Consider the following 25902-nt stretch of genomic DNA (forward strand, 5'->3'; position numbering starts at 1 on the left):
AACTACAAGCTGTTTCATGGATTGAAAATCGCCCTCCCCACGGACTGGGCCAGCATATTTGGGCGCATAAGCTTGGAGTTATCACTTGATCTCAATTTTATTCGATATTATCGGTATGACCGGTACATTTCTTGTTGTAGGTGCGTTCTTTTTACTGCAGTTAGGTAAAGTCAAACCTACAGGAATTGCTTATAATCTTATGAATTTATCTGGCGCGATTTTGCTCCTTATAAGTCTTTGTTATAATTTCAATTTAGCGAGTTTTGTAATTGAATTGTTTTGGATTGCTGCATCCTTGATTGGTATTTACAAATACTATACATCACCGGAGAAGGCAGTAAACTAACACCTGATTAAGGAGAGGGAATGTTGTTGTACCGAAGTAATCTGATTGGTTTCTGGGTATTAATAGCAGTCCCTTTTTTATTATCAGCAAAGTCACAAGATGTTTCACCAACAAAACAAGCGCAAAATGAAGCTATTACAAACGATCTTAAAAATGATGTTACCTACGGAGCCTCATTAATAAGAACACGTCTGAATGCACAAATGCAAAACTCAGCACAATGGCTTGATAACTTAGTCGAACAAAAACCATCACAAGAGAATATTGCAAGCGCAAAAGGTTATTTGTCAGTCGGTTTTGCTCCTCGTGCACGTGACTTACTTAATTTTGATAATCAATTTAAAGTCTCTTTAGATTTACCTAATTGGGAAGATAAAATTAGCCTTATTATCGATAATGATGAGGACGAAGAGGACAGGCTACCCTTTCAAAGTATTTCAACAGATCAAAACGATAATCAACTCAATGCTGCATTGAATTGGTATATGGTTCAACGACAACGACTGAATGTTGAACACCGCATTGGTGTTAGCCGCTCTAATTTGTTTGCACAATCACGATTACGGTTTCGTCATACTGTTGGAAACTGGCGTTTTTCATTCACACCAAGCATCGAGTATTATCTTGAAGACGGTATCGGAGCACGTTTCTATACCCGTGCTGATGTTACATTGACCCCAAACCAAATGCTCAATTTTTCATTTAATTCGCGCTATATTGAAAGCGAGCCTTCTAATCGAATATCAATCGGCGTTTTCCATAGTCAAACTTACAACAGTGAACAAGCTGCTGTAATTGGTCTTTGGGCGAATGATAATTTTGATGGCGAAAGGAGCTACTACAGCTCATATCGCTGGCGAACACAGTTTTTTGAAAACTGGTTGTTTTTTGAAGTCGAACCGTTTGTTGAGTTTAGAGAGCGCCATGAATTTGCCGATGAACCTGGACTCGCAATTAGGTTAATTGGTTACTATGGTATTTAGCGCTCTATATGTCTAGTTAGTTTTCTACTGCTAATAATTCAATTTCAAATATAAGCAGTGATGCAGGCGGTATTTTTCCTGCGGAACGTTTACCATAGGCAAGCTGATAAGGAATGTAAGCTTTAACTTTTTCGCCTTCTTTCATTAATTGAAGTACTTCGGTCCAGCCAGGGATAACTTGATTTAACGAAAATGAAAGTGGTTTATTTCGCTCAACAGAAGAATCAAATACGGTTCCGTCTAAAAGTGTTCCGTGGTAGTGACACGTTACTTTTGTGCTTTTAGTGGGGGATTGACCTTCGTCAACTGATACGAGTACTTCATATTGTAAGCCAGAATCTGTTTCAATAATTGCTTCGCGTGTTTTATTTTCTGACAAAAATGTAGTCTGTACTGCGCTGTTTTGTTTAGCTAGTTTGGCATTATTAAGTGTGGATCTAATAATAAGAATAAAGAGTACAAGGATTATACAAAGAAGGAATAGATTTAGCATAGGCGGCCCCTAAAATTAGAGACCATGCCCGTTATCATACTAAAATGCAATTAAATACGGCGTTCATCACCATAATATTTGCCAGCAAGAATCTTTTGATAGAGTACATTGGCTTTTTCCGTCGCTTCTTCAACTTGCGAAGGAGACATTTTACGTTCGTCTAGCTTGCGGCTATGGCTTGCATCTTTATGCCCATTAAATTCAGCAATTGAATTCCAGATAAATGACATTTCTAAACTTTTATCAACACCTTGGCCTTCGAAGTACAAAAGGGCAAGATTAAATTGTGCAGCAGCATAGTTTTGTGCCGCGGCTTTTGTGTACCACTCTTTGGCTTGGAAGAAATCTTGGATAACGCCTGTGCCATTAGCGTACATAACACCTAAATTGAATTGTGCAGGTGCGAGCCCTTTCTTAGCGGATTGTTGATAAAGCGATGCAGCCATTTGCAAATCTTTTTTTACGCCTTTGCCATCTTCATATAAAGTCGCAAGTGCAAACATTGCATCCGCTTCACCTAATTTTGCACCCTGTGAATAAATATCTGCGGCTTTTTTTGGGTCTCTTGCAATGCCATACCCAAATTCATGCATTTGGCCTAAGTGATACATGGCAGGACCATAATTGTTTTCAACTAGATAATTAAAGTGAAAAAATGCAGTTTCAAAGTCACCTTCATTCGCGGCATCTATTCCTTTTTGTAAATCTGCTTTTGTGAAAAACGAAATGAAAACCAAGCTTATTATTAATAATTTTAATGTAAGTTTCATATAAATTTCCTATTTTACGGAATGAAGTTTTGGCCTGTTTGATGGCTCGTTTTCTGGCAGCCAAATATTTGTCCCTGTGGCTGCTATATGATTTAAGTTGTTTCTCAACACTTTTGTACCCACGTTATTTGACGTTTCAGGTTTTGATACTAAATAACCTTGTACACATTGAATACCCATTTTTCTGACTAGATCAAATTGCTCTGCACATTCAACTCCTTCAGCAACGACTTTAAGATTTAACTCTTTGCCAAGTTCACTGATAGATTGCAGTATTTTATTATATTTAGGATTGTCATTGGCTTGATCAATAAATAATTTGTCGATCTTAATCACATCTACGGGTAACTCTGCAAGTGTGCATAATGAGCTGAAACCAGTTCCAAAATCGTCAATGGCAATAGTGATGCCTTGTTCACGGAGTTTTTGTAAACTGTCGATGGTGTCTTTGGAGGCTTCAATAAAACAAGACTCAGTAATCTCAAGCATGAGTGATTTAGGTGGCAACCCAACTTTGGTAATGGTTTCCATAACCCAGTCATGTAAGTTCCGGTGCTTTAATTGTACGCCAGATATATTCACCGAGATACGTACACGTGTCATACCCGCGTTAAACCAGGCTGACATCTGACGACATGCCTCAAATAAAATCCAGTCACCAAGATCAAGGATCAGATTGGATTCTTCTGCAATGGGAATAAACTCTGTCGGTGTAATTGTGCCTTCAACCGGGTGGTGCCATCTCACTAAGCATTCAAAATAATCGATACTGCAGTCATCAACATGCACAATTGGTTGAAATGACAAGGTAAAATTATTACTGCCAAGTGCTAGGCGCATTTCTTCCAATAGGTAGTGATAGCGACGCATTTTACTACCCATCTCAGGCGAGTATACTCGGAATATCCCCCGACCATCAGTTTTGGCTCGGTACATAGCAACATCTGCCATTTGCAAGAGTGCGAATGGGGTTGATGCACTGTCTGGGTAAATCGCTATACCAATACTTGCGCCAATCTTGATAACTTTATTACCTAAGACAAAATCACGCTCGATTTCCTGTAACACATTTTGTGCAACGTTTAATGCAACAGACGGATCAGTTAAGTCGTTAATGAAAATTGAAAACTCGTCGCCGCCTAAACGGGATAAGTTTTGTTCTATGCCGTTAATAGGGTGTTGGGAGGAGAGGTTATGGTTACGCACAATGGTGCGCAAGCGCTCAGCCACTTGAATCAACACCTCGTCACCAAAACTATGGCCAAACGAATCATTAACTTGTTTAAAACCATCAAGGTCTATGAACAGTAAAGCTTGTTTTTTCTCATTCTCTTCGGCATCTAATAATTGTTCTTTAAGGTGGCCCAAATAAGCGTGTCTATCAGCAAGACCTGTCAATTTATCCTGAAAAATGCTTGTTTCGGTGTCTTTTTTATAACGCTCGACCGCATCGCTTAAGGAATTGATAGAGTGGTTTAATCTTGCAAGGTTATTTTCGGTTTCAAATTTTGGTAAATCGAGATTGAATGCACTGAGAAGGTTATCTGTCTTACTGTTAAGGATTGTCACAGCGTGATCAAAACGTTTTTGTTTTCTACTTGTTAAAATTAACGGAATAGTAATGGCAAGTGTTATCAACAAAAGCAATGGAAAATTTGAAAAAAGCAACATTTCTGTCAATAGCTTCCTAATGGGTACTGCAACAACGCGTTCTTCATTCGCTTCTAATTGAATGTATGTCTGATTATTTATACTGACAAAATCAATGTAACTAAACATTGAAGAGAAAAGCTCAGGTTGTTTTACATCAAGACTTGAAGGACTTAGCTCTACCTGCTGAATGGGTGAATCTTGGTGATATGATAATGCAATACCTTGCGTTAAAGACAAAGCTAAAATTAGATACGTGGCTAAAATACACCCTAATGTAACAATTACAACTCGGGAAATGGTTTTCATAATATGCACTTTATAATCCTGCTAAACCTTCGCAAAATTCCATAAGCTGACAAGTACAGTATAGTTTATGAGCAAAGTGTTACCAGTTTTTATTTTTTCGCAATAATCTAGCATATTAATTGAATTAAATCTTTAAAATCATTAACATTTATGGGCATGCTTGGTTAAGCAACATGCCCATGGTGAGAGGTTATTTTGAGCTCTCTTGTTGTGCTTGAAACAGTGCATTTTTAAGCGCATTTGACCAGCTTCGGTAAATTGTGCGTACATCACTCCAATTAAAAACTTGCGTATTTAAGCGCCAATTATCGTGAGCTGCTGCTCGATCAATAGACGTTGCAATTATCTCGTTTGTACCACCATCAACTAATGCTGCTTTCAATACCATTGAACCTGCATTTTGAGTGTAGGTCTTACCATTGATGTTTTGATTTCGTCTCGAAGTTTCGATTGGCGCAGCGAGACGGATATCAGTAATCTCAATGTGTACAACGAGTGTATTTTGGTCAATTGTATCTGAGTATTGCCAGGGTTGCTCATTGTTGAAAACATTTTTAGCCATTGTAATAAATTCAGATTCAAGCTTTCGTAGCCCTTCATCTGGAATGTCATATGTTGCATTGTATCCATCCCACTTTTTATCAATCTTCGGCGCTTTATAATTGTCTGGATGGTCGTTATTAGCAGATATTTTTGCTATGTGCACAGATGTAAATTTATGCCAATCAACCCCAGGTTTGGCAAACGAGAGATCCATCTTAGAGTTTTCTATTTTAACTAAACCCTCAAACATAACATCATTTGGGTTAGTAGAAAGAGAGAGGGGTTGATTGGTACAACCTAGCAACATTGTGCTGAGTGTCAGTGGCAATAAAAAACGCATACTTGTCCTTAGTGAAGTTATTTTACTTCACAAAAGGTAACGAGTTTTAAATATTTGTGTCAAGAGGACATTTGACCTTATTATTGCAAAGCAGCAATCGGTAGTGTTAACTGCCTTTTTAAAAGATTTCATCATTTATATGGCAACACATTCACAGTTTGAATCGGCTATAAAAAAATACACCGAACATAAATCCTTTCTCACGCGTGAAGAAGTCAATGCGCTATCGTCATTATTTGACGATGAAAAAGTCTTCTACGACGTTCTACTTAAATGGGTATCTGACTACGCAATTGCACCTATTTCAAATTTTCTTGTGGCAGCGTTAGCGCTTGAAAGTGGTGATCAGGGCAGATTGTTTTTTGGCGCTAACTTAGAGTTTGAATCTGAAGCACTAAGTTTGGTGGTACATGCAGAGCAAAGTGCAATTCATAATGCACTTATTCATAGTGCATCTAGTATTGAAAAATTAATTATAAATGCATCCCCATGTGGTTATTGCCGACAATTTATTAATGAAATTGAGCACGATAAGCAACCCCAGATAAGTGTTCATGGTGAAGTAAAAACCATTCAAGATTATTTACCAGATGCGTTTGGGCCAAGTGATTTAGACAATAATTCACCGCTATTTTCACGTCCTTTTGACAAATGTTCAGAAATCGATGACTACTTTAAGCAAAGCTATGCTCCTTACTCCGGTAATAGAGCTGCATGCCAAATAACAGAGGTAAATAACAAGACATATTTCGGCGTATATTTGGAAAATGCGGCTTACAGCCCAAGTCTATCGCCACTTCAGGCAGCATTAAACCAAATGCAATTACATAATCGAGAAACTGGCCTAGCAGGTATTGAATCCATTTATATAAGACAAAGCCATGGAAAAAGCAATCAGCAGGGAGTTGCAGTGGCTGTGGCTAATCGACTAGGGGAAGGTATTAAAGTAACATTTGAGGAAGTTTAATACTTCCTCAATTTAAGACGCTTAAATAAGATTTTCTGCTGTTTTCAATACAGCTTGTACGGCAATTTTCTCAACTTTTTGATGATCGATATCCGGAATTTCACTTCGCGTTCTATTCACCAATACACCTGCTACACAAGCTGCTTTTAGACCTAATGCTGAGCACATAGTAAATAGGGTTGCTGATTCCATCTCGTAGTTCATCACGCCGAGCTTTTGCCACTCATCAAAACTGCCTTGGAATGCCTTAGTGACGTAACCAGAATACGTATCATATCGCTCTTGTCCTGGGTAGAATGTGTCAGAAGATGCTGTAATACCGAGATGGTATGTTGCGCCGAGTTCATCACACGCTTTGACCATGGCCTGGGTGGCAAAAAAATCTGCAACGGCAGGGTATTGAATCGGTGCAAAATGTTGACTTGCGCCGTCTAAACGAACTGATGCGTGACTGACAAGTAAATCGCCTTCATTTATACCTGGTTGAATCGCCCCTGTAGTACCCACACGTAAAAAGGTTTGAATACCTAATTGAGCTAATTCCTCAACGGCAATTGATGTACTTGGGCCACCAATACCAGTTGAACAAACAACAACAGGTGTATTTTTCAAAAAGCCTAAATAGACATGATATTCACGTGTCTTTGCGAGTGCTTTTGGTTTTTCAAGAAACTCAGCGATACGTTCAGCACGTGCTGGATCACCTGGGACAATGGCAATTGTAGCGCCTGACAGTTGTTCTCTATCTAAACCTAAATGGAATACTTTTTTCATCCTTTATGCTCTTACTTGGCAAATATTAATAACAGTTTGAATTAACGTGCAAATTTGTAAAGGACAATGGTCCGTAAATTTGCTAGTGTGCAGCAAAATTAAAAATGGGATTGTTATGAAGGCCAAGCAAACTCTGATGGTACAAGGAACCACTTCTGATGCAGGTAAAAGTGTGTTAGTGGCTGCACTTTGCCGTATCTTGTCGAACCATGGTTACCGGGTGGCACCATTTAAACCACAAAATATGGCCCTCAATAGTGCAGTAACAAACGACGGTGGTGAAATTGGTCGGGCGCAAGCGGTTCAAGCTGAAGCCGCAAGAGTTGAAGCAACTGTGGATATGAACCCTGTACTGCTAAAGCCAAACTCAGATATAGGTGCACAGGTTATCGTTCATGGCAAATCAATAGGTAACTCTGATGCTGTGGATTACCATGCCATGAAACCCCAGCTATTGGGCGCTGTCCTTGAATCTCACAAAAGACTAAGTGAGGCGTTTGAGGTTGTGATTGTTGAGGGTGCGGGTTCACCTGCTGAAATTAACTTAAGAGATCGTGATATTGCTAATATGGGATTCGCGGAAGAAGCTGATTGCCCTGTTGTCATTGTTGCTGATATTGATAAAGGTGGCGTATTTGCACATTTAGTTGGTACCTATGAATTATTATCGGAAACAGAAAAGGCAAGAGTAAAAGGGTTTATCATCAATAAATTTCGAGGTGATATTACACTCTTAAAGCCTGGCAATGATTGGCTTGAGCAAAAGCTCGGAGTGCCAGTACTTGCAACAATTCCGTTTATACCAAACCTCTACATTGAGCCAGAAGATGCACTCGATTTTAATCAAATTGTGACGACGCAAAATATATTAAATGTAACAGTTGTGGTGTACCCGAGAATTTCGAATCATACCGATTTTGATGTATTACGTTTACACCCAAATATTAAACTGCATTATGCACGAAGCCCAAATCAAGTAAACGCGTGTGATTTACTGATCCTGCCTGGTTCTAAAAGTGTGATGGCTGATCTTGGTTACCTAATCACTGAAGGTTGGCAAACATATATTAATAGACACCTTCGCTATGGCGGTAAAATTTTTGCTATCTGCGGTGGCATGCAAATGTTAGGTGAAAAACTTTATGATCCTATGTGCATAGAATCACATCAACGAGAAGTTACTGGTCTCGGTCACTTACCAATTCAAACAACACTGATGGCAAACAAAACACTTAACAAAACTAAAGGTGAATGTTTAGAAACGAATACTAAAGTATCTGGATACGAAATACATGCCGGCATAACCGAAGCGTTAGATGAGTGTGAACGTATTTTTAAGTTGGAAAATGGCGATTTTGAAGGGTATCAATCTTCTGATAATCAAATAAAAGCCACTTACTTGCATGGTATTTTTGATAACCCTGAATATTTAACAACTATTTTAACTTGGGCTGGCATAGAAAATATGACAAGCTTTGATTATGAAGCTGAAAAAGACAGGCAAATTGAAAAACTCGCGAATGCTGTGGAATGTGCATTACCAATTGAAAAGATAGAAAACTTACTAAGCTTACCAAGGAATACGGCGAAATAAGATATCGCGAAACATTAACCAGTCACACATAAAACTGTAAAGGGGATACTGAAATGTGGCTGGTTTGTTTTTTTCAAATACAAAGTGACCAATCCAAGCAAAAAGGTAACCGATAATAAGCGCAATTAATACAAAATAAGGCGCACTAATAATAAGGGCATAGAGTAAACATAGAATGCTCAATAATGATCCAACAAAATGAAGTCGTCTACAAACCCGGTTTTGGTGTTGTGACAGGTAAAAAGGATAAAACGTCTTAAGCGAAGTGTATTTCTCGGTCATGTTAATTGAACTTTTATTTTGCACTTAGAGAACAATTTAATTATTGTAGATTTTTAACTCTAAATGAATTTTTTAGCGCATGCAATTAAGACGTTTTCTTTTATTATGTTGTCTCTTTTTAAACCTTTCTTCATATGCATATGAGAGGGCAGCGTCTGAGCAGTTGATGAGTGAAAACCTTGTTTCCTTCATTAGATTTAACGACACTTTACAATCAGAATCAGATATCAATCGCCTATCAGCACTCACCACAGATGATTTTCAGTACTATCAGCCTAGTTTTAATATTCACTTGTCAAAAGAACAGTGGTTGATGGCACTAAAAGAACGATTGTCAGTTAACCAAACTCGCAGTGTAAAAACAGATATTGTTCAAACTGAATTTGCACTCAACGTGGCATTTGTAAGACAAAGCAGTCGATGGGAGCAACAGATAAACGGTAAGTGGTATGCAAGATCGAGTGATAATCTAACGACTTTGTTTGAATTCTCTAACGGCAAAATTAGTGCCGTTAGAGAATATTGGTAATCAATTAATTTGTTTGAAACGTTTTGCCCTTTCTATTCTTTCTTTGATAGCGGGGTGTGAGCTAAGGTAGTGAATTATATTCTGAGTCGATTCAGCGTTATCATCTTCAAAACTCGCCATTGCATCCGCAAAAGCACTCGCTTTAAAGCCTAATTTTTCCATGTTTCTTAATGCAAATTCATCTGCCTCAGTTTCCATATCACGTGAAAAACTTGCTTGGATAACCGCTGAACTGGCACCGACCATTAATTCGCCAACTGTTTCTAAGTCCCCCAACAATAACGCAAAAACAATAGCATTAGTTAAGGATTGCGCGACTAAACGAAGGCTATGCTTGTCCTGAACATGTCCAATTTCATGTAATATAATTGCTGTTAGCATGCTATCAAATGCGGTGTTTGGGTGGGTTTGTGCGTACTTTTCTAATTGCTTGATTAATCCATCAGTCACGATAACCGTACCATCAGGTAAGGCTAATGCGTTTGCTCCAAAATAGTCACTTTCTCGGAAATAAATTTGGTATTTCTGTGTATCCAAATTCAATGTATTTAGCGTGCTAGTAAAAAGCGCATTAATCTGTTCGTTTGTTTCATCGTCCAGCTTTGATGGCGAGAGGAATGTTTCTTCGAGAATGGTAAAAGACTGTTCACCCATATAGACTGCAATGTTATCAGGAAGCCACTCCACACTTTTACTCGCTAGTTTTGGCATTGCGACCATTATGAGCCAATAAACAAGTAGGGGAGCTAGCACAATTGCAGCGAATACAGATGCACGGTTACTTTCAAGTAGGCTTGCAAATGAACCACGTTGTTTTGCCTGCCGCCAGTTTTTATCAAGTGGAATGAATAGGTCACCATTTTCAAACCGTATTTCAGTGGCGATGCCCGGAATTGCATCACTATATTGAACACTTGATTGTGCGTGTGAGCCTTGTTCAACACCCTCTACGATAATATTAATGTGGTGTGCAGTTATCGCTAATTGAGCAATGCGCGATTGCGCATTGCCAGAACGATAAAGTTGTCCTTCAACTATCTGTGACATCAGGTAATCGCGATATCTAAATCAAATATATCAGCAATTTCTTCGCCGACAGCCGATTTATCATCTGTCATATCGTCAATGATCTTGTCAGCATCAGGGTGGAGCTCTACGAAGGTGCCATTCGCTAGGTAGCGTGCTTTTCTAATTTTGGCCCAAGGATAGGCTAAGCCTAATGATAAGCCAATTGCAATGAGGTTGAAAAACACTAAACGGGCATATTGCATTTCACTGATTGTTGACTCGAACTGAACGACATCTTTGATTTCACTGTTAGCAAAGTTGTGTGAACGAATTCGCGATTGATAAATGCCCGTGATTAAACTAAACATACCCACGTATAATAGTGCACTAATTGGTCCTAAAATAAATGCAGCAGCACTTAAACCATTCGGGTCTAAATTCGCTGTATCAGCGGTTGCACCAAATATTGCTGCGCCAATACCAATGACAATTGCGAAGCCAAACATAGCGCCTACTGAAACAGCGAAAACAAGCAGAAAAGCAATGTAGTAGTCGACTGCAGAAAGCTCAGTTTGTAATTGACGATCGCCATAAGTGGTATTGCTAATGATGTATTCATTAATCTTTTTTACGACCCAAGGCATTAACAGGTAAAGGGTAAAGACTGCTAAAACAGGCAGAACAATAAAATATAAAAATGCTTCGCCATAATTACCTTTAAAACCAAAACGCACATTTCGATAGCTGGTCATTTTATTTTGGAATCGCATGCTGCGATTAATCACCCATGGCATCAAAAACATGGCAATCAGCATAATAAATAAGCCGAGAATCGGAACAAATTGCACTGAACCCATATAAATAACAAATAATACAAATGCGATTATCCGACCTATCAAAATCTGCATGGGGTTTGCTAAGTAGCTGAACTGATGTCCTTCAATGCTTGTATTACTATAGAAATAACGGTGGGTACGGACTTTGGCCCAGGCAGAATAAATACCTAGGGTTAAGATTGTAAGCACAATATTAACTATCCAAATTGAAAAAAATTGGCCTGTTTCACCCGAAAATTGAACTTGTGAACGGCGAGTTTGAGACTGTGTGTTTAGTTCCATTAAACCTTTCCTAATTATTATTTTGTTGTAGCTTTGCTATTGTAAATCATTTAGTTACAAAGTTGAACAGAATCCTTTTAGTGACAGACTATGCATTAACTGTGAATAGATTAGCGTTATGTAAGCTCTTAAAGTACAAGCATGATTTGACATTTAAATGTGAAAACTCTATTTAGAAGGCATGTAGATTAATGCTTTACATAATCTATTATAAAAATGTGTTTATTTACAAAATGTTAATTTGAATATTGGTTTGAATGTTCAGTTTAACTTAAGTCCTAACTAGGCTTGTTGCACTGTTTTTACGTAAAGCACTAATATAATTTTTATAATGCATAATTATAATTTAGTTATGTCTGGTTTTAGGAGCCGAAAATGAGCGACACTAAAAAAACATTTATTGAAAAAGTTTCGAACTGTCTTTGTCCACCGGGTAATGGTGTGTTTACTGTAAACACAGCGAAAGAACGTAAAGAAGCATTACATCAATCAATTTATGGTCAAACAGACAACATAGACACATTATGGCGTGACAGCCTCGAGCACATCGAATCAAGCGAATATAAAGCTGTAACCTTAGGCATTAGCTCTGATTGTGGTGGCGGTATTTTACGTGGTGCTAACTGGGGCCCATTGTTCTTAAGAAGCACGTTAATGGAACAACAACCAAACTCAAAAACATTTGATCTTGGTGACGTGCGTGTAATACCACACTTACTTCATGATAAATATCTAAATGATGGCACTATTTCAAATTGCCAAAAGGCACTTTATCAAGATGAGAGCAGTGAATATCATGTTAGCCCGTTATCGATTACTGAAGATGTGTGTGATGACTTTTACGCAAATTTCCCTAACAAGGGTATATTTGGCATAGGTGGCGACCACTCTATCAGCTATCCGCTAACTAAGTCATATTTAAAAGCCAAGCGTGCAGCGGGCAAACGCACTGCGATTATTCACTTTGATGCTCATACAGATTTATTAGTTGAACGTTTAGGCATTGACCTTTGCTTTGGTTCTTGGTGTACACACATTCTGGAGTTTTTACCGGCACCACATCACTTAATTCAATTTGGTATCCGTTCAAGTGGTAAAGATAAAAATCATTGGGAATCAACTTTTGGTGTGAAACAACATTGGGCACATGAAATTAGAGAGCAGGGTGCACAAGCAATTGTGGATGGTGTAATTGCTCAATTAAAAGCAGATAATGTTGATGAGCTTTACGTTAGTTTTGATATCGATGCGTTAGATGCGACATTTGCTGCTGCGACAGGTACACCAGAATATGACGGTATGACACCTGATGAAGCAATGCTTATCTTAAATGCACTTGCAAAAGAATTTCCAATTACTGGTGCTGATATGATGGAAATCGCACCTTTTACTGATGCATCACACTCAGGTAAACAAGCATCGGAGAGCACGTTACGAGAAGGTGCAAAGATTTCAGCGTTATTAATAGACGCAATGAACAGTACGAAGTAAGTACTTTGACCTAATTAGTAAGGCGCCAACTGGCGCCTTTTTTGTTTGATGAGTTTCTAAACCCTTAAACACAGGTTACACTTAAAAACATGAAAGGCCGTCATTTTTATAACAGGCACTAATGTTTAAACGATTTATCGCTATTTTTCTTCTGATTGCTTTTGTGCCCTTTAGCGCATTGGGCAAAATTATTGTGTTCAGTGAAAACTTAACTGGATATCAATACTATAACGAACATGGTGATTTCGTTGGGCCAAATTTCTCGAAGGTTGAAAAAGCATTAAAAAGAGCAAATATTGAATATGAATTAAATGTTTTGCCTTGGTCATTGGCCTACAATGGCGTTATGCGAGAAGCGAATGCCTGTATTTTTTCGCTTGCTCGTTTACCCATGCGTGAGCCTAAATTTCAATGGGTTGCGAAACTAAGTCGTTTTAGCGCTTATTTTTATGCCTTACCTGAAAAACAAATCAAGCTTGATTCAATTAGTGCAGCAAAAAATTACAAAACGGCTGTCATAGAAAATAACTTTAGTCATCATTTTTTGACGCAACATGGTTTTGAGTTAGGAGCTCAATTATTAGTCATTGAAAATGTTGATAAACTTTTTCATATTATGCGGCAACGGAAAAACTTGTTAGATTTGATTGTACTAAACGAAACGCAATATAAATCAAAACGTCAATTAGATGCTACTGCGCCAAAGCTAGCGAAGGTGTTAAAGCTTGGTGAAGATGCAACAAGTTTATATTTTGCGTGCAACTTAGCAATGAGCCAAGATTTGATTGCTAAACTAAAAGCGGGGTTTGAAGATACAAACCCCTAACAACGTAATTGTTAATCAAATAACGCGACGGTTTGTCTGCTCATCGCTATTAATTCTCCTGACTGTGTATAAATATTCGCTTCTTCACAGGCATAGCCATCTCTACTATGGTGTGTAAACGCATCAAAGGCTAACCATGCATCTGCAGCTAAAGGCTTATGAGGTAAAAATTCAATGTACCAAGACATTGAACTTGCTGGTGAAGGTTTTGAAAACATTTGAAGTTGTGCAGGTGGCCATGCATCAGTTAACGCAAGTATATGCGCTGTTGTTACTGAGCTTGGTGTTTCTTTTAAGCGCATCCACCCAGCTAATTCCCCGTCTTTCGATTTTGAAAACGGCATAGCACCTTTTTGAATGTTAAAACTCATATGTTGGAAAAACTGTGGTGTTATCCCTTCAATGTAGGGTATTAAATTGTTCTCATTAACGGGAGACAAAGGGCATGATTGTTTATTTTCAACAATGACATTTGAATCTCGTTTTATCGCAAAGCAAGCAAGTGCGATCACTGCAACTTTTTCGTGTTGTGTTATACGCGCTTCGATTTGAGTTGTATTTTTGCCTTCACGTAAAATAGTTAATGAAATATCAAATGGTGTGTCGGCAATCAGAGGCCCAACAAAATTAGTACTAAGTGATAATATTTCGCGATCACTTGCTATTTTATTTCGCATAGCAGTGTAAAGCATGGCGGCGGATATACCACCAAATGCGGTTCTGCCTTGGCACCAATTAGCTGGGAAAGTTAAATCTGTGTGTGATTTTGAAACGGTGTCTAGTAGTTGGTCAAAATGCATAATGGTTCTTTCGTCTATTATTTCTGCCTTTTTATACCAAACGCATCCTGGTAAGACCAGTTTGTGCGCTAAAAATATGCAATTAAAAAAAAATTTCAAAAATTTAAAAAAAATTTACGTTTTACAGTTGAATTGTTATTTGGCCACCCCTATTAAGTAACCATCTAAACGAATTAATCAATTTTTGATACAGAATTAAAGAAGTAGGAGAGGTTCCATGGGTAAGATTATTGGTATCGACTTAGGCACAACAAACTCATGTGTTGCAGTATTAGACGGTGACAAGCCACGCGTAATTGAAAATGCAGAGGGTGATCGTACAACCCCTTCAATCATTGCATACACAGATGAAGGCGAAACACTTGTAGGTCAGCCTGCTAAGCGTCAAGCGGTAACAAACCCAACTAATACATTATTCGCAATTAAGCGTTTAATTGGTCGTCGTTTTGAAGATAAAGAAGTACAACGTGACATCGACATCATGCCATTCAAAATTGTAAAAGCTGACAATGGCGATGCATGGGTAGAAGCGAAAGGTGAAAAACGCGCTGCACCACAAATTTCAGCTGAAGTTCTTAAGAAAATGAAGAAAACAGCAGAAGATTTCTTAGGTGAAGAAGTAACAGGTGCTGTAATCACTGTTCCTGCTTATTTTAACGATTCTCAACGTCAAGCGACTAAAGACGCAGGCCGTATTGCAGGTCTTGACGTTAAGCGTATTATCAACGAACCAACAGCTGCTGCCCTTGCTTACGGCATGGACAAAAAACAAGGTGACAACGTTGTTGCTGTTTACGACTTAGGTGGTGGTACATTTGATATCTCTATTATCGAAATTGACGAAGTAGAAGGTGAGCACACGTTTGAAGTACTTGCAACAAACGGTGACACACACTTAGGTGGTGAAGATTTCGATAACCGTGTTATTAACTACCTAGTTGAAGAGTTTAACAAAGATCAAGGTATCAATTTAAAAACTGATCCTCTAGCGATGCAGCGTGTTAAAGAAGCTGCTGAAAAAGCGAAAATTGAACTTTCAAGTGCACAACAAACCGAAGTTAACCTGCCATATGTAACGGCTGATGCAACTGGTCCTAAGCACATGAACGTTAAACTAACACGTGCTAAATTAGAGTCACTTGTAGAAGATCTAGTAACACAATCTTTAGAGCCACTTAAAAAGGCACTAGCTGACGCAGATCTTTCTGTTAGCGATGTAAACGATGTCATTCTAGTGGGTGGTCAAACACGTATGCCGCTAGTACAAAAAGCGGTAACGGATTTCTTTGGTAAAGAGCCTCGTAAGGATGTAAACCCAGATGAAGCTGTTGCTATGGGTGCGGCTGTTCAAGGCGGTGTTCTAGCGGGTGACGTGAAAGACGTACTACTACTAGATGTTATTCCTCTTTCGCTAGGTATCGAGACAATGGGTCAGGTTATGACTGCATTAATCGAGAAGAACACAACGATTCCAACGAAGAAATCACAAGTGTTCTCAACTGCTGAAGACAACCAAAGTGCAGTAACAATTCATGTACTTCAAGGTGAGCGTAAGCAATCAAGCGCAAACAAATCACTAGGTCAATTCAACCTAGAAGGCATTCGCCCTGCACAGCGCGGTGTACCACAAATTGAAGTAACGTTTGACGTTGACGCTGATGGTATCTTACATGTATCTGCAAAAGATAAAGACACAGGTAAAGAGCAGAAGATCACAATCCAAGCGTCTTCAGGTCTGAGCGACGATGAAATCGACGCAATGGTACGTGATGCGGAAGCAAACGCAGAAGAAGATAAGAAGTTTGAAGAGCTAGTTCAAGCGCGTAACCAAGGTGACGCTATGGTTCACGGTACACGCAAGCAAATCGAAGAAGCAGGTGATGCATTACCAGCTGACGATAAGGAAGCGATTGAAGCAGCACTTTCAGAGCTTGAAACAGCAGTGAAAGGCGATGACAAAGCTGAGATCGAAGCGAAAACGCAAGCGCTTATCGAAAAGTCACAAAAACTAATGGAAATTGCGCAAGCGAATGCACAAGCGCAACAAGCTGGCGGCGATGCAGGCCAACAGCAACAAGCACAGCAAGATGACGACGTTGTTGACGCTGAGTTTGAAGAAGTAAAAGACGATAAAAAGTAATTTACTTTAACTAGGGCGCGCGGGTTTCGACTCAGACGCGCCCTTAGTGTATCTATTGGTTTAACAAATTTGAGGCTAAAGACCCCGCTGGGGCAATGCAGAAGCAGTTAGCCAACTAACGGGGAAAGCAGTAATTATGTCAAAACGCGATTATTATGAAGTATTAGGCGTTGGGAAAGACGCTAGCGATCGTGATATTAAAAAGGCATACAAACGCCTTGCGATGAAGTATCACCCAGATCGTACCGCTGGCGACAAAGAATTAGAAGCTAAGTTTAAAGAAGTAAAAGAAGCTTACGAAATTCTTGGTGACAGTCAAAAGCGTCAAACGTATGACCAATTTGGACACGCAGCCTTTGAACAAGGTGGTGGCGGTGGTCACGGTGGTTTTGGCGGTGGTGCTGACTTTGGCGATATATTCGGGGACGTATTTGGTGACATTTTTGGCGGTGGAGGCGGCGGCCGTCGTCAATCTCGTCAACAACGTGGTGCTGATTTACGTTACAACCTAGATCTTAGTCTAGAAGAAGCGGTACGCGGTAAAGACGTTGAGATTAAAGTACCTACTTGGGTGTCATGTGAACCGTGTGATGGAACGGGTGCGAAGAAAGGATCTAAACCACAAACTTGTGGTACATGTCATGGCCATGGCCAGGTACAAATGCGCCAAGGATTCTTTGCTGTTCAACAGACGTGTCCTACGTGTAGTGGTACAGGTCAAATAATTTCTGATCCATGTAATAGTTGTCATGGTCAAGGCCGTGTTGAAAAGACGAAAACGTTATCAGTTAAAATCCCAGCAGGCGTTGATACAGGCGACCGTATCCGTTTAGCAGGTGAAGGTGAAGCAGGTCAACATGGCGCGCCAGCCGGCGACTTATACGTACAAGTATCTGTTCGTGAACACCCAATATTTGTGCGTGATGGCAGCAACTTATATTGTGAAGTGCCACTTAGTTTTACAACGGCAGCCCTTGGTGGCGAAATAGAAGTGCCAACGTTAGATGGTCGTGCAAAACTAAAAATTCCTTCTGAATGTCAGACAGATAAAATGTTCCGCATGCGTGGTAAAGGCGTTAAATCGGTTCGTGGTGGCGCGGTTGGTGATTTAATTTGTAAAGTGATTATTGAAACACCAGTTAATCTTAATGAACGACAAAAAGAACTTTTACGTGAATTGGAAGAAAGTATGGGCGGTAATAGCTCTCGTCATCGTCCAAAAGAGCAAGGCTTCTTTGATGGCGTTAAAAAGTTTTTTGATGACCTCACTAAGTAATCGTCTGAATAAAAAAGAGCTCGTATGAGCTCTTTTTTATGATTAATTGAAACTCTTGTAAAAAGAATTTGTTATTGCGCGATTAGATCGCCCACTTCAAATGATGTTTGCCAAGTTTTACGGTACTTGGCCAGTGTTTTGCCACTTTGAATACTAATTTGCGCAGTGTGATTAGTGTGTTTAAAAGTAATACGTTTACTGTCATTTTGCAGTGTTTCACTCGCTTGCCATTGTGAACCTAAGCAGCTAGTAACTTTCTCTACTGCCCAATCGAATGATTCACGACTCTGTGTTTCATCATCATATTGTTCTGCACATTTGTATGCCATTCTATTCGCATTAAAACCGATAATTTGGCAGCTGTTACCCAGTAAATGGTATTTTGGAGTCCAAATATCACTGAAATTATTTTGTACTCGTGTTGCTTTCAATGGTGCAAAACCGTTATCAAAACTATCCACTAACCCTTGGATTTTTTCACAAGGTGTTAAACTATCAACATACGCGCTTTGTTCTGGCGTGAGTGTCGCACCACAACCTGAGATTGATATTAAGCATATTGCCGCAGAGAGTATACGTATCATAAATCCATCCCTAAAAATTTGTTTCAGCATAACGAGAGTGAGCAAAAAAATCCATGGAAAACAGTTCTAAACAGTTATATTTCTATGTAATGGCTTAAAACTAATCACAGATAGATTTAAATCTGGTTAATGTTGAAAAAAACGGGGTTAGTTCAGCAAAAAAGATTATCAACATCTACACTAAATATGTCTTTAAGTTTAAAACGTATTGAACGAAAAACAACGTGTGCTCGTATTAATACGTTGATTTTATAATGTTATAAGTGGGTGCTTGTATGAATTATCCCTGGATTGATAAAGCCAATAAGATTTTTTCAGTGGTGCTTATTGGTCAATTTTTGATAACTTTAGTTGTCGCTTTTTTCACTCAAACCTGGCTTGAAGGGTTTCTGATTGGTTTATTTATTCTAGGTCTACCCCTTTTTCTCATTAATACGGCGCCTTTTGCTAAAGTGACACGTCATGCTGTTGCGATTGCAGTACAGTTATTTGCAGCCCTGCATATACAACAAACGATGGGCCTTACTGAGCTTCATTTCGAAATATTTGTCATGTTGGCATTTCTAAGTTGTTACCGCGATTGGCAAGTAATCTTAACCAGTGTGCTATTTGTTGCTGTGCATCATGTTGTTTTTTATATTGTTCAAATGCAAAGTGCAGGTTTATATATTTTCGAAGATGGGCATCTACATTTCTATGTTTTAGTAATCCATGCATTGTTTGCTGTTACCGAAGGCGCGGTCTTAATGTACGTGGCTAAACATTCTCATAGAGAATCTGTTATTGGACACAATTTGTCATCGTCTGTGAATGAAATTCTGAGTAAAGACGGCAGTTTTAATCTCTCTGCATTTTCTGATGAGCAACACGATGAAAATGATTTCAACAAACTAATGGCCTCATTTACGCGTTTTATAAAGCAAACAAAACAAGTGAGTATCAATGTGCTCGAACGTTCCGAAATGGTCTCAACATTGAGTGACGAAGTTGAAAATGCGATTGATGAAAATGTAAGTCAGATAAATTTAATTGCAACTGCAACCGAACAAATGACAGTGGCAAACGGAAATGTTGCAAATCAAGCTGGTGAAGCAAATGAAAGTGCATCTGATGCATTTACCCGTACTGATAAAACTAAACAAATTATCGATAACTCAACGAGTAATATAGAAAACTTAAAAGGCGACCTGTCTGCCACTTCACAAACTATTGGTGAATTGGCGTCTAAATGCAATCAAATTGAAGAAGTAATGAATGCCATTAAGTCGATTTCAGACCAAACCAACTTACTTGCACTTAATGCTGCAATTGAATCAGCCCGAGCAGGTGAGCATGGCAGAGGTTTTGCGGTTGTTGCTGATGAAGTGAGGCAGTTGGCAATGAAGACTCGTCAAAATGCAGAGCAAATCTCGGAAATTACAGCAGCACTCACCAATGAAGCGTCGTCTTCTGTTGAACAAATGGATAAATGCTTAGTGCGTGCAGAAGATACGGTTGTGCAAGCAAAAGAAGCATCAGAAATGATGATGGGTGTGGTTGAAAATATTGAGAGTATGGTAAATAACATGGCATCAGTTGCCGCTGCAGCGAGTGAGCAGGCTACCGTATCAGTTAGTATCTCTGAATCAACGCAAACATTGTCACAAAATTCTGAAAATTTAAAAGTTAACAGCAATGAATCGAGCTTGCGTTTTCAAGAAATGAAAAATGATATTGAAAACTTAAATAGTGAGTTAGCTAGATTTGAACTTTAAACCTCAATGGATCATTTTATGTATATGGTGCGTGTTAATATCAGTGAGTTTACTGTTTTTATCAGTGTTAAAAATCAATAGGTTCGATAGCAATGGCAGCCTTACTGCTGAGGCAATGGATATTAATTTTGATAAAAAGTTTGTTAAAGCAGTTAGTAGTCAATTAGAACATGTTGCAGGTTCAGTAATCCACTTTGAAGCTAATAACTGTTTTTGCCAAACGGTAGCTAATGAACATGTAAATGCTGTAAAAATATTAGCCTCAGAATTTAATTTAACTAACCACACCGTTAATTTGTCAAAAGATAATGCGTTTAACATACCTTCCGTGCCTGCTGTAGCCGTAATAAATCACCAGGGGTTGTTGACTTATTTAGGGCCATATTCAAGTGGCATGTTTTGTGCTGAGGGAGATGGATTGGTAGAACCGTATTTGATGAATAAAAACCCCGAATACTCAAAGCTCGGGGCAACAATTATTACGGATGCAAAAGGGTGCTACTGCAGTGTTAGCTAAGCTTATTTATGGCGGGCCTTTAACGTGGTAACAACTTCGCTGATATCTAAATTTTGGCGTTGTAATAACACGAGCAGGTGATAAAGCAAATCAGCAGACTCATTAAGTAGTTCTTCATTATCGTTTTTCATCGCTGCGAGAGCGACTTCTACACCTTCTTCGCCAACTTTCTGGCAACTTCTGCTAAGCTCTTTTGCAAACAGGCTGGCAGTATAGCTTTCTTTTGGGTCGTCATGCTTGCGTTGAGCAATCACTTTATTTAGCGTACCAAGAAAGCTTAGATCTGGTGAAGCATCACCAAAACAACTTTGCGTACCAAGATGACAAGTTGGCCCTTTCGGTAGTGCCATAAACAACAAAGAGTCTTGATCACAATCGGTATGAACAGAGACCAATTCTAGGTAATTTTCAGAGCTTTCACCCTTAGTCCATAAACGTTGCTTTGAACGGCTATAAAATGTGACTTTGCCAATTTCAAGGCTCTTCTCAACAGCTTCTGCATTACAAAAACCTTGCATTAATATCTGACCAGTATGCGCATCTTGCACGATTGCGGGCATTAATTCACTTTTACTAAAATCAAGTTGTGAAATGTTGGAAAAATCTATTTTCATAATCTTACTGCTATATCCTGTCTTTTTAGTTCAGTCTTAAGGTCATTAATATCAATTAACCCTTTATGAAAAACTGAAGCAGCTAACGCGCCATCCACATTACTGGTAGTAAATACATCAGCAAAATCTTGTATTTGCCCAGCGCCACCAGAAGCAATAAGTGGAACATCGCAGATTGCACGAATTTTACTAAGTTGAGTGTTGTCATAACCTCTACGCACACCATCTTGATTCATGCAATTAAGCACTATTTCTCCAGCACCTAAATCTTGCACTTGCTTAACCCATTCTTCGGTTTTGTAGCGTGTTTGGCTGGCAGCATTAGGATCGCCGGTGAGCTGATATACTAAGTACTGATCACTTTCCTTGTCATAAAAGCTATCAATACCCACTACTACGCATTGCTTACCAAACTCATCATGTAATTCTTTAATGAGTTCAGGTCTGGCTATTGCTGGGCTATTGATGCTGATTTTGTCAGCACCCATCTCAAGTACTTTTGCTGCATCAGCAACGGATTTTATACCGCCAGCAACGCAAAATGGGATGTTAATATAGCGTGCGATTTGCTCAACCCATGATACATCGAGCAAGCGCTTTTCAACACTGGCTGTGATTTCATAAAAGACTAACTCATCTGCTCCGGCTTTAGAATAAGCATCTGCAAGTTGCAAAATGTCTCCCACAACTTCGTGCTCTTTAAACTTTACACCTTTAACAACTTGGTTATTTTTTACATCAAGACAAGGAATTATGCGTTTTGATAGCATGCTACTGCCTCCTTGGCTGTGAAGGCATTATCAAGAAGTGACTTGCCTAAAATAATGCCAGCAACACCCTGATCTTTAAGTTGTTTGATATCCTCTAGCGAACTAACGCCACCAGATGCTTGCACCTTAATATCGCTGAATTGAGCTAAAATATCACGGTAAAGAGCAAATGAAGGACCTGTCATCGTACCATCTTTACTGATGTCAGTGCATAAGAAGTCTACAACACCAAGTTCTCGGTAAAACGCAATTAAATCAAACAGGTCAAAAGGGGATTTTTCCAACCAACCATGGGTTGCTGGACGCCATGTATCACCATCTTTATTAACATCTAATGCAATTACAAACTTATCCGCGCCAAATTGGTTTATCCAATTTTTGACTTGTTCCCTCTCGGTCACTGCTTTCGAGCCAATCACAACTTGATGTACGCCGGCGTTCAGCCAAGTGGATATGTCGGACTCGCTTCGTATACCGCCGCCGATTTGAAAGGGTATTTTGAGCGCGTTTGATGCTTCTTGAATGAACTGCCATTGCTTTTTGTCCGGGTCTCTTGCGCCTTCCAAATCCACAATGTGAATTCGTTCAGCACCTGAATTTGCATACTCAGTTAATCGTGATTTAAAGTCAAAATCATAAAACTGAGCAGTGTCGTACTTGCCTTGGTATAGTCTAACAATACGATTTTGTAAAATATCTAAAGCGGGAATAATCATCATTGTTCCTATAAAGCTAAAAAGTTCTTAAGCAATCGCTCGCCTACATCAGCAGACTTCTCTGGGTGAAATTGCATACCAATAAAATTATCTTTTGCAATAATGGCTGAAAATTCAGTGCCATAATCACTTGTTGCGACAGTGTATTTATTAGGCACATGGGCGAAGCTATGCACGTAATAGACTTGGTCACTTTCATTAATACCCTCAAAAATGGGGTGGTTTGTTTTGATATTTAACGAATTCCATCCCATGTGAGGCAAGGTTAATTGATTGCTTTCAAGTGCCTTGAGTTGACCTGGAATAATGCTGAGTGTTTCGACAGAACCTTCCTCTGTTTTGTCACACATTAATTGCATACCAAGACATATTCCAAGTAATGGCTTATCAAAGCTCGATATTGCAGCTTGCCAGTCATTGTCGATTAAACGTTGCATTGCGACACTCGCATGCCCAACACCAGGTAAAACTGCACGTTCAAACTCTTTAAGCTTGTTAGGGTCGGTAATTACTTCCACTTGTTCACCGAGGCGTTCAAACGCAAATCTAACCGAGTTTATATTGGCACATCCTGTATTGATTATTGCAATCATAAACACCCCTTAGAGCTAGCAGTGGTTTGCGAGGCATCTTTGGCTATCGCGGTTCGTAACGCACGGGAGAAGGCTTTAAACAGGCCTTCAACCTGGTGGTGACAATTGCCATCAGACACACTTAAAATTAAACTGATATCCGCATTATCTGTCACACTTTTGAAAAAGTGCTCTACCATCTGTACATCTAAATCACCTACTTTTTCACGGCTAAAATTGGAATTTATTACAAAAGACGCACGTCCAGATAGGTCAAGTTGCGCTTCAGCTTTACACTCGTCCATTGGTAGTGCGAAGCCATAGCGGCCGATTTGTGCTTTTGGCCCAAGTGCTTGTTTTAACGCTTGTCCAAAAGCAATACCAACATCTTCAACAAGGTGATGTTCATCAATGTGTAAGTCACCTTTTGCGCGAATATTTAATCCAATATTTGCGTGGGTACGAATTTGATCAAGCATGTGGTCAAAGAAGCCAAGGCCTGTCATTACTTCGCCTTGCTTGCCTGAATCTAAATTAAGTTCAACTGAAATTTGTGTTTCATTGGTATTACGAACTACCAAACCAGTACGGTTTTGAGTAGTAAGCTTTGTTACTATCTCATTCCAATTACTGGTATATAAAATACCTTCACAGCATAGATTTTCTGCAAGACCAATATCTGTTTGTCTGTCACCGATAACGTATGAGTTAGCTAAGTCTACTTTGCCCGATTGCATTAACTCTTTTAACAAACCTGTTTTTGGTTTACGACATGCACAGTTTTCGTCGTCAAAGTGTGGGCAAATTAAAATGTCGTCAAATTTAATGCCTGAGGCGGTAAATACTTGCATCATTTTGTCGTGCGGCGCATCAAAATCTGCTTGCGGAAAGCTATCTGTACCTAGTCCGTCTTGATTTGACACCATCACTAAGCGGTAGCCTGCAGCTTGTAGTTGCAACAAGGCTGGAATAACACCGGGTTCAAACACCAGCTTTTCAAGTGTGTCTAACTGTTTATCAATGGCTGGTTCTTCAACTAAAGTACCGTCGCGGTCAATAAATAAATATGGTTGTTGCATGGTGTTATCCGTTAATTTCTATTAGCCAATTAAATACAACATTAAGCTCTTGCTCTGAGCCAATACTTATACGTAACCAAGTATCTTGGTCATAAAGGGTAAAGGGGCGCATAATCAGGCCATTTTGCATTGCACTATCAATAAACTTCTTGTCGCTGAGTCTTACAGTGACAAAATTGGCGTTACTTGGCAGTATTTCAACAACCTGTTTGCATTGTCGAAGTTGAAGCTCTAATGCTTTACGGTTGTCATTGAGAATTGCGACCTGACGTTTAACGCGCTGAATATTGCATGAACTCAAAGCTTGCTCAGCTATTTGTGCCACAATGCCTGATACAGGGTAGGGTGCCAGTACTTTACGCATAGTGTTGATTAACGATGGGTTACTGAGTACAAAACCCGTTCTTAGTCCTGCTAAGGCAAACGCTTTTGAAAGCGTGCGTAGTACAACTAGATTACCAAACTCATTTACAAATTTAGCTGAAGAGAGCTCATCACAAAATTCAATATAAGCTTCGTCAACGACAACGAGTGCTTTATCGTTAAATGCTGACACTATTGATCTAATGCGGTCCAGACTAATGGTATTCCCTGTCGGGTTATTTGGATTACAAACAAAGACCAGTTTGGCGCCATTTGATTTTTCAACTAACTGTTCTACAGGTGCATTAATTAAATCGGTTTGTGTTAAGTTGTTTAATGCTACATTGCTGCTATCGGCAGTCACTTTATACATACCATAGGTAGGTACAAACTGCGTGATGCTGTCTTTACCGTTTTGGCAAAATGTACGAACCAAGAGTTCAATCCCTTCATCCGCGCCACGTGTCATTAAAATGTTGTCAGATGATACACCTGCATAATCTGCATACGCGTTAATCACGGCTTCTGGTTGTGGATCTGGGTAACGATTGAGTCTGTTCAACGAAATATCATAATCATTAATATATGGGCTTTCATTAGCATTTAGCCATGTAGAGCCAGTAAGTTTTTGACTTTTAGCAGAACTGTATGCTTTTAAAGACTGAATATATTCAGGGGCAAATTTATTACTCAT

The 25902-nt window shown here is 39.2% G+C and carries 27 protein-coding genes; 11 read left to right on the plus strand and 16 right to left on the minus strand.

The window, feature by feature from the left end; translation table 11 throughout:
* Positions 1 to 85: 85 nt before the first annotated feature.
* On the plus strand, positions 86 to 346 hold the full coding sequence (locus OM33_RS18290) for a CBU_0592 family membrane protein (RefSeq protein ID WP_040135748.1): 261 nt from the start codon (positions 86 to 88) through the stop codon (positions 344 to 346).
* Between the two features lie 20 nt (positions 347 to 366).
* Entirely contained in the window at positions 367 to 1329 is a 963-nt protein-coding gene (locus OM33_RS18295; RefSeq protein WP_052141164.1) for a hypothetical protein, read from the plus strand.
* 16 nt (positions 1330 to 1345) lie between these two features.
* On the opposite strand, the gene OM33_RS18300 is transcribed toward OM33_RS18295, so the two are convergent.
* The 4 genes from OM33_RS18300 to OM33_RS18315 all read right to left on the minus strand — a co-directional run bounded on the left by OM33_RS18300 (position 1346) and on the right by OM33_RS18315 (position 5434).
* Positions 1346 to 1822 (minus strand): FKBP-type peptidyl-prolyl cis-trans isomerase, encoded by a 477-nt coding sequence (locus OM33_RS18300; RefSeq protein WP_040135750.1) that lies wholly within the window; start codon positions 1820 to 1822, stop codon positions 1346 to 1348.
* A gap of 50 nt (positions 1823 to 1872) precedes the next feature.
* Positions 1873 to 2592, minus strand: a complete 720-nt coding sequence (locus OM33_RS18305; protein ID WP_040135752.1) for a tetratricopeptide repeat protein — start codon at positions 2590 to 2592, stop codon at positions 1873 to 1875.
* 9 nt (positions 2593 to 2601) lie between these two features.
* The gene (locus OM33_RS18310) at positions 2602 to 4551 is read right to left on the minus strand and encodes a putative bifunctional diguanylate cyclase/phosphodiesterase (RefSeq protein ID WP_052141166.1); all 1950 of its coding nucleotides are present in this window, start codon (positions 4549 to 4551) and stop codon (positions 2602 to 2604) included.
* Between the two features lie 190 nt (positions 4552 to 4741).
* Positions 4742 to 5434: a DUF3313 family protein gene (locus OM33_RS18315; RefSeq protein ID WP_040135753.1), complete on the minus strand. Its 693-nt coding sequence runs from the start codon at positions 5432 to 5434 to the stop codon at positions 4742 to 4744.
* 139 nt (positions 5435 to 5573) lie between these two features.
* Here OM33_RS18315 and cdd point away from each other — a divergent pair, with 139 nt between their 5' ends.
* A complete protein-coding gene (gene cdd, locus OM33_RS18320) occupies positions 5574 to 6401 on the plus strand; it encodes a cytidine deaminase (protein WP_199922631.1) in 828 nt (275 codons plus the stop codon).
* Positions 6402 to 6422: 21 nt separating this feature from the next.
* Here the strand turns inward: cdd and udp are convergent, their stop codons facing one another.
* Positions 6423 to 7175, minus strand: a complete 753-nt coding sequence (gene udp, locus OM33_RS18325; RefSeq protein WP_040135755.1) for a uridine phosphorylase — start codon at positions 7173 to 7175, stop codon at positions 6423 to 6425.
* A gap of 115 nt (positions 7176 to 7290) precedes the next feature.
* Here udp and OM33_RS18330 point away from each other — a divergent pair, with 115 nt between their 5' ends.
* Positions 7291 to 8769: a cobyric acid synthase gene (locus tag OM33_RS18330; protein WP_040135757.1), complete on the plus strand. Its 1479-nt coding sequence runs from the start codon at positions 7291 to 7293 to the stop codon at positions 8767 to 8769.
* Here the strand turns inward: OM33_RS18330 and OM33_RS18335 are convergent.
* On the minus strand, positions 8746 to 9051 hold the full coding sequence (locus tag OM33_RS18335; RefSeq protein ID WP_040136975.1) for a DUF962 domain-containing protein: 306 nt from the start codon (positions 9049 to 9051) through the stop codon (positions 8746 to 8748). The genes OM33_RS18330 and OM33_RS18335 overlap by 24 nt on opposite strands.
* Positions 9052 to 9217: 166 nt before the next feature.
* On the opposite strand from OM33_RS18335, the gene OM33_RS18340 reads away from it, so the two are divergent.
* On the plus strand, positions 9218 to 9580 hold the full coding sequence (locus OM33_RS18340) for a DUF4440 domain-containing protein (protein ID WP_040135759.1): 363 nt from the start codon (positions 9218 to 9220) through the stop codon (positions 9578 to 9580).
* Here OM33_RS18340 and OM33_RS18345 read toward each other — a convergent pair whose 3' ends face one another.
* Both OM33_RS18345 and OM33_RS18350 read right to left on the minus strand, forming a co-directional pair.
* On the minus strand, positions 9581 to 10627 hold the full coding sequence (locus tag OM33_RS18345) for a M48 family metallopeptidase (protein ID WP_052141172.1): 1047 nt from the start codon (positions 10625 to 10627) through the stop codon (positions 9581 to 9583).
* A complete protein-coding gene (locus OM33_RS18350; protein ID WP_040135761.1) occupies positions 10627 to 11706 on the minus strand; it encodes a YjgN family protein in 1080 nt (359 codons plus the stop codon). The genes OM33_RS18345 and OM33_RS18350 overlap by 1 nt, the downstream gene beginning before the upstream one ends.
* Before the next feature lie 375 nt (positions 11707 to 12081).
* Between OM33_RS18350 and OM33_RS18355 the strand changes: the two genes are divergently transcribed.
* Together OM33_RS18355 and OM33_RS18360 are read left to right on the plus strand one after the other, a co-directional pair.
* Positions 12082 to 13197 carry an arginase family protein gene (locus OM33_RS18355; RefSeq protein ID WP_040135763.1) on the plus strand — a complete coding sequence of 372 codons (1116 nt, stop codon included), beginning with the start codon at positions 12082 to 12084 and terminating at the stop codon, positions 13195 to 13197.
* A 121-nt stretch (positions 13198 to 13318) separates the two neighbouring features.
* Positions 13319 to 14023 carry a hypothetical protein gene (locus tag OM33_RS18360; protein ID WP_040135765.1) on the plus strand — a complete coding sequence of 235 codons (705 nt, stop codon included), beginning with the start codon at positions 13319 to 13321 and terminating at the stop codon, positions 14021 to 14023.
* Between the two features lie 11 nt (positions 14024 to 14034).
* Here the strand turns inward: OM33_RS18360 and OM33_RS18365 are convergent, their stop codons facing one another.
* Positions 14035 to 14823 carry an acyl-CoA thioesterase gene (locus OM33_RS18365; RefSeq protein WP_040135767.1) on the minus strand — a complete coding sequence of 263 codons (789 nt, stop codon included), beginning with the start codon at positions 14821 to 14823 and terminating at the stop codon, positions 14035 to 14037.
* A gap of 217 nt (positions 14824 to 15040) precedes the next feature.
* Between OM33_RS18365 and dnaK the strand changes: the two genes are divergently transcribed.
* Together dnaK and dnaJ are read left to right on the plus strand one after the other, a co-directional pair.
* Positions 15041 to 16963: a molecular chaperone DnaK gene (gene dnaK / locus OM33_RS18370; protein ID WP_040135768.1), complete on the plus strand. Its 1923-nt coding sequence runs from the start codon at positions 15041 to 15043 to the stop codon at positions 16961 to 16963.
* 136 nt (positions 16964 to 17099) lie between these two features.
* Positions 17100 to 18239: a molecular chaperone DnaJ gene (gene dnaJ / locus OM33_RS18375; RefSeq protein WP_040135770.1), complete on the plus strand. Its 1140-nt coding sequence runs from the start codon at positions 17100 to 17102 to the stop codon at positions 18237 to 18239.
* Between the two features lie 71 nt (positions 18240 to 18310).
* Here the strand turns inward: dnaJ and OM33_RS18380 are convergent, their stop codons facing one another.
* Positions 18311 to 18823 carry a hypothetical protein gene (locus OM33_RS18380; RefSeq protein WP_040135773.1) on the minus strand — a complete coding sequence of 171 codons (513 nt, stop codon included), beginning with the start codon at positions 18821 to 18823 and terminating at the stop codon, positions 18311 to 18313.
* 275 nt (positions 18824 to 19098) lie between these two features.
* Between OM33_RS18380 and OM33_RS18385 the strand changes: the two genes are divergently transcribed.
* Both OM33_RS18385 and OM33_RS22175 read left to right on the plus strand, forming a co-directional pair.
* On the plus strand, positions 19099 to 20577 hold the full coding sequence (locus tag OM33_RS18385; RefSeq protein WP_040135775.1) for a methyl-accepting chemotaxis protein: 1479 nt from the start codon (positions 19099 to 19101) through the stop codon (positions 20575 to 20577).
* 43 nt (positions 20578 to 20620) lie between these two features.
* Entirely contained in the window at positions 20621 to 21094 is a 474-nt protein-coding gene (locus OM33_RS22175; RefSeq protein WP_052141173.1) for a DUF6436 domain-containing protein, read from the plus strand.
* Positions 21095 to 21096: 2 nt separating this feature from the next.
* Here OM33_RS22175 and hisIE read toward each other — a convergent pair whose 3' ends face one another.
* The 6 genes from hisIE to hisC are packed head-to-tail and all read right to left on the minus strand — an operon-like array spanning position 21097 to position 25902.
* Complete coding sequence (hisIE, locus tag OM33_RS18395) at positions 21097 to 21708, minus strand: bifunctional phosphoribosyl-AMP cyclohydrolase/phosphoribosyl-ATP diphosphatase HisIE (protein WP_040135777.1); 612 nt, start codon at positions 21706 to 21708, stop codon at positions 21097 to 21099.
* Positions 21705 to 22478 (minus strand): imidazole glycerol phosphate synthase subunit HisF, encoded by a 774-nt coding sequence (hisF, locus tag OM33_RS18400; protein ID WP_040135779.1) that lies wholly within the window; start codon positions 22476 to 22478, stop codon positions 21705 to 21707. The genes hisIE and hisF overlap by 4 nt, the downstream gene beginning before the upstream one ends.
* The gene (hisA, locus tag OM33_RS18405; RefSeq protein ID WP_040135781.1) at positions 22460 to 23194 is read right to left on the minus strand and encodes a 1-(5-phosphoribosyl)-5-[(5-phosphoribosylamino)methylideneamino]imidazole-4-carboxamide isomerase; all 735 of its coding nucleotides are present in this window, start codon (positions 23192 to 23194) and stop codon (positions 22460 to 22462) included. Before hisA ends, hisF begins: the two co-directional genes overlap by 19 nt.
* Before the next feature lie 8 nt (positions 23195 to 23202).
* Entirely contained in the window at positions 23203 to 23787 is a 585-nt protein-coding gene (gene hisH, locus OM33_RS18410) for an imidazole glycerol phosphate synthase subunit HisH (protein WP_040135783.1), read from the minus strand.
* Positions 23784 to 24845, minus strand: coding sequence for a bifunctional histidinol-phosphatase/imidazoleglycerol-phosphate dehydratase HisB (hisB, locus tag OM33_RS18415; protein ID WP_040135785.1), 1062 nt, complete (start codon positions 24843 to 24845; stop codon positions 23784 to 23786). The genes hisH and hisB overlap by 4 nt, the downstream gene beginning before the upstream one ends.
* A 4-nt stretch (positions 24846 to 24849) precedes the next feature.
* Positions 24850 to 25902: a histidinol-phosphate transaminase gene (hisC, locus tag OM33_RS18420; protein ID WP_040135786.1), complete on the minus strand. Its 1053-nt coding sequence runs from the start codon at positions 25900 to 25902 to the stop codon at positions 24850 to 24852.

It is taken from the genome of Pseudoalteromonas piratica (assembly GCF_000788395.1).
Taxonomy (GTDB): domain Bacteria; phylum Pseudomonadota; class Gammaproteobacteria; order Enterobacterales; family Alteromonadaceae; genus Pseudoalteromonas; species Pseudoalteromonas piratica.

Excerpts from the sequence above, each read along its gene's own strand:
- OM33_RS18295 (WP_052141164.1), top strand. The coding sequence starts at position 367 with ATGTTGTTGTACCGAAGTAATCTGATTGGTTTCTGGGTATTAATAGCA.
- OM33_RS18300 (WP_040135750.1), bottom strand. The coding sequence starts at position 1,822 with ATGCTAAATCTATTCCTTCTTTGTATAATCCTTGTACTCTTTATTCTT.
- OM33_RS18305 (WP_040135752.1), bottom strand. The coding sequence starts at position 2,592 with ATGAAACTTACATTAAAATTATTAATAATAAGCTTGGTTTTCATTTCG.
- OM33_RS18310 (WP_052141166.1), bottom strand. The coding sequence starts at position 4,551 with ATGAAAACCATTTCCCGAGTTGTAATTGTTACATTAGGGTGTATTTTA.
- OM33_RS18315 (WP_040135753.1), bottom strand. The coding sequence starts at position 5,434 with ATGCGTTTTTTATTGCCACTGACACTCAGCACAATGTTGCTAGGTTGT.
- cdd (WP_199922631.1), top strand. The coding sequence starts at position 5,574 with ATGGCAACACATTCACAGTTTGAATCGGCTATAAAAAAATACACCGAA.
- udp (WP_040135755.1), bottom strand. The coding sequence starts at position 7,175 with ATGAAAAAAGTATTCCATTTAGGTTTAGATAGAGAACAACTGTCAGGC.
- OM33_RS18330 (WP_040135757.1), top strand. The coding sequence starts at position 7,291 with ATGAAGGCCAAGCAAACTCTGATGGTACAAGGAACCACTTCTGATGCA.
- OM33_RS18335 (WP_040136975.1), bottom strand. The coding sequence starts at position 9,051 with ATGACCGAGAAATACACTTCGCTTAAGACGTTTTATCCTTTTTACCTG.
- OM33_RS18340 (WP_040135759.1), top strand. The coding sequence starts at position 9,218 with ATGAGTGAAAACCTTGTTTCCTTCATTAGATTTAACGACACTTTACAA.
- OM33_RS18345 (WP_052141172.1), bottom strand. The coding sequence starts at position 10,627 with ATGTCACAGATAGTTGAAGGACAACTTTATCGTTCTGGCAATGCGCAA.
- OM33_RS18350 (WP_040135761.1), bottom strand. The coding sequence starts at position 11,706 with ATGGAACTAAACACACAGTCTCAAACTCGCCGTTCACAAGTTCAATTT.
- OM33_RS18355 (WP_040135763.1), top strand. The coding sequence starts at position 12,082 with ATGAGCGACACTAAAAAAACATTTATTGAAAAAGTTTCGAACTGTCTT.
- OM33_RS18360 (WP_040135765.1), top strand. The coding sequence starts at position 13,319 with ATGTTTAAACGATTTATCGCTATTTTTCTTCTGATTGCTTTTGTGCCC.
- OM33_RS18365 (WP_040135767.1), bottom strand. The coding sequence starts at position 14,823 with ATGCATTTTGACCAACTACTAGACACCGTTTCAAAATCACACACAGAT.
- dnaK (WP_040135768.1), top strand. The coding sequence starts at position 15,041 with ATGGGTAAGATTATTGGTATCGACTTAGGCACAACAAACTCATGTGTT.
- dnaJ (WP_040135770.1), top strand. The coding sequence starts at position 17,100 with ATGTCAAAACGCGATTATTATGAAGTATTAGGCGTTGGGAAAGACGCT.
- OM33_RS18380 (WP_040135773.1), bottom strand. The coding sequence starts at position 18,823 with ATGATACGTATACTCTCTGCGGCAATATGCTTAATATCAATCTCAGGT.
- OM33_RS18385 (WP_040135775.1), top strand. The coding sequence starts at position 19,099 with ATGAATTATCCCTGGATTGATAAAGCCAATAAGATTTTTTCAGTGGTG.
- hisIE (WP_040135777.1), bottom strand. The coding sequence starts at position 21,708 with ATGAAAATAGATTTTTCCAACATTTCACAACTTGATTTTAGTAAAAGT.
- hisF (WP_040135779.1), bottom strand. The coding sequence starts at position 22,478 with ATGCTATCAAAACGCATAATTCCTTGTCTTGATGTAAAAAATAACCAA.
- hisA (WP_040135781.1), bottom strand. The coding sequence starts at position 23,194 with ATGATTATTCCCGCTTTAGATATTTTACAAAATCGTATTGTTAGACTA.
- hisH (WP_040135783.1), bottom strand. The coding sequence starts at position 23,787 with ATGATTGCAATAATCAATACAGGATGTGCCAATATAAACTCGGTTAGA.
- hisB (WP_040135785.1), bottom strand. The coding sequence starts at position 24,845 with ATGCAACAACCATATTTATTTATTGACCGCGACGGTACTTTAGTTGAA.
- hisC (WP_040135786.1), bottom strand. The coding sequence starts at position 25,902 with ATGAGTAATAAATTTGCCCCTGAATATATTCAGTCTTTAAAAGCATAC.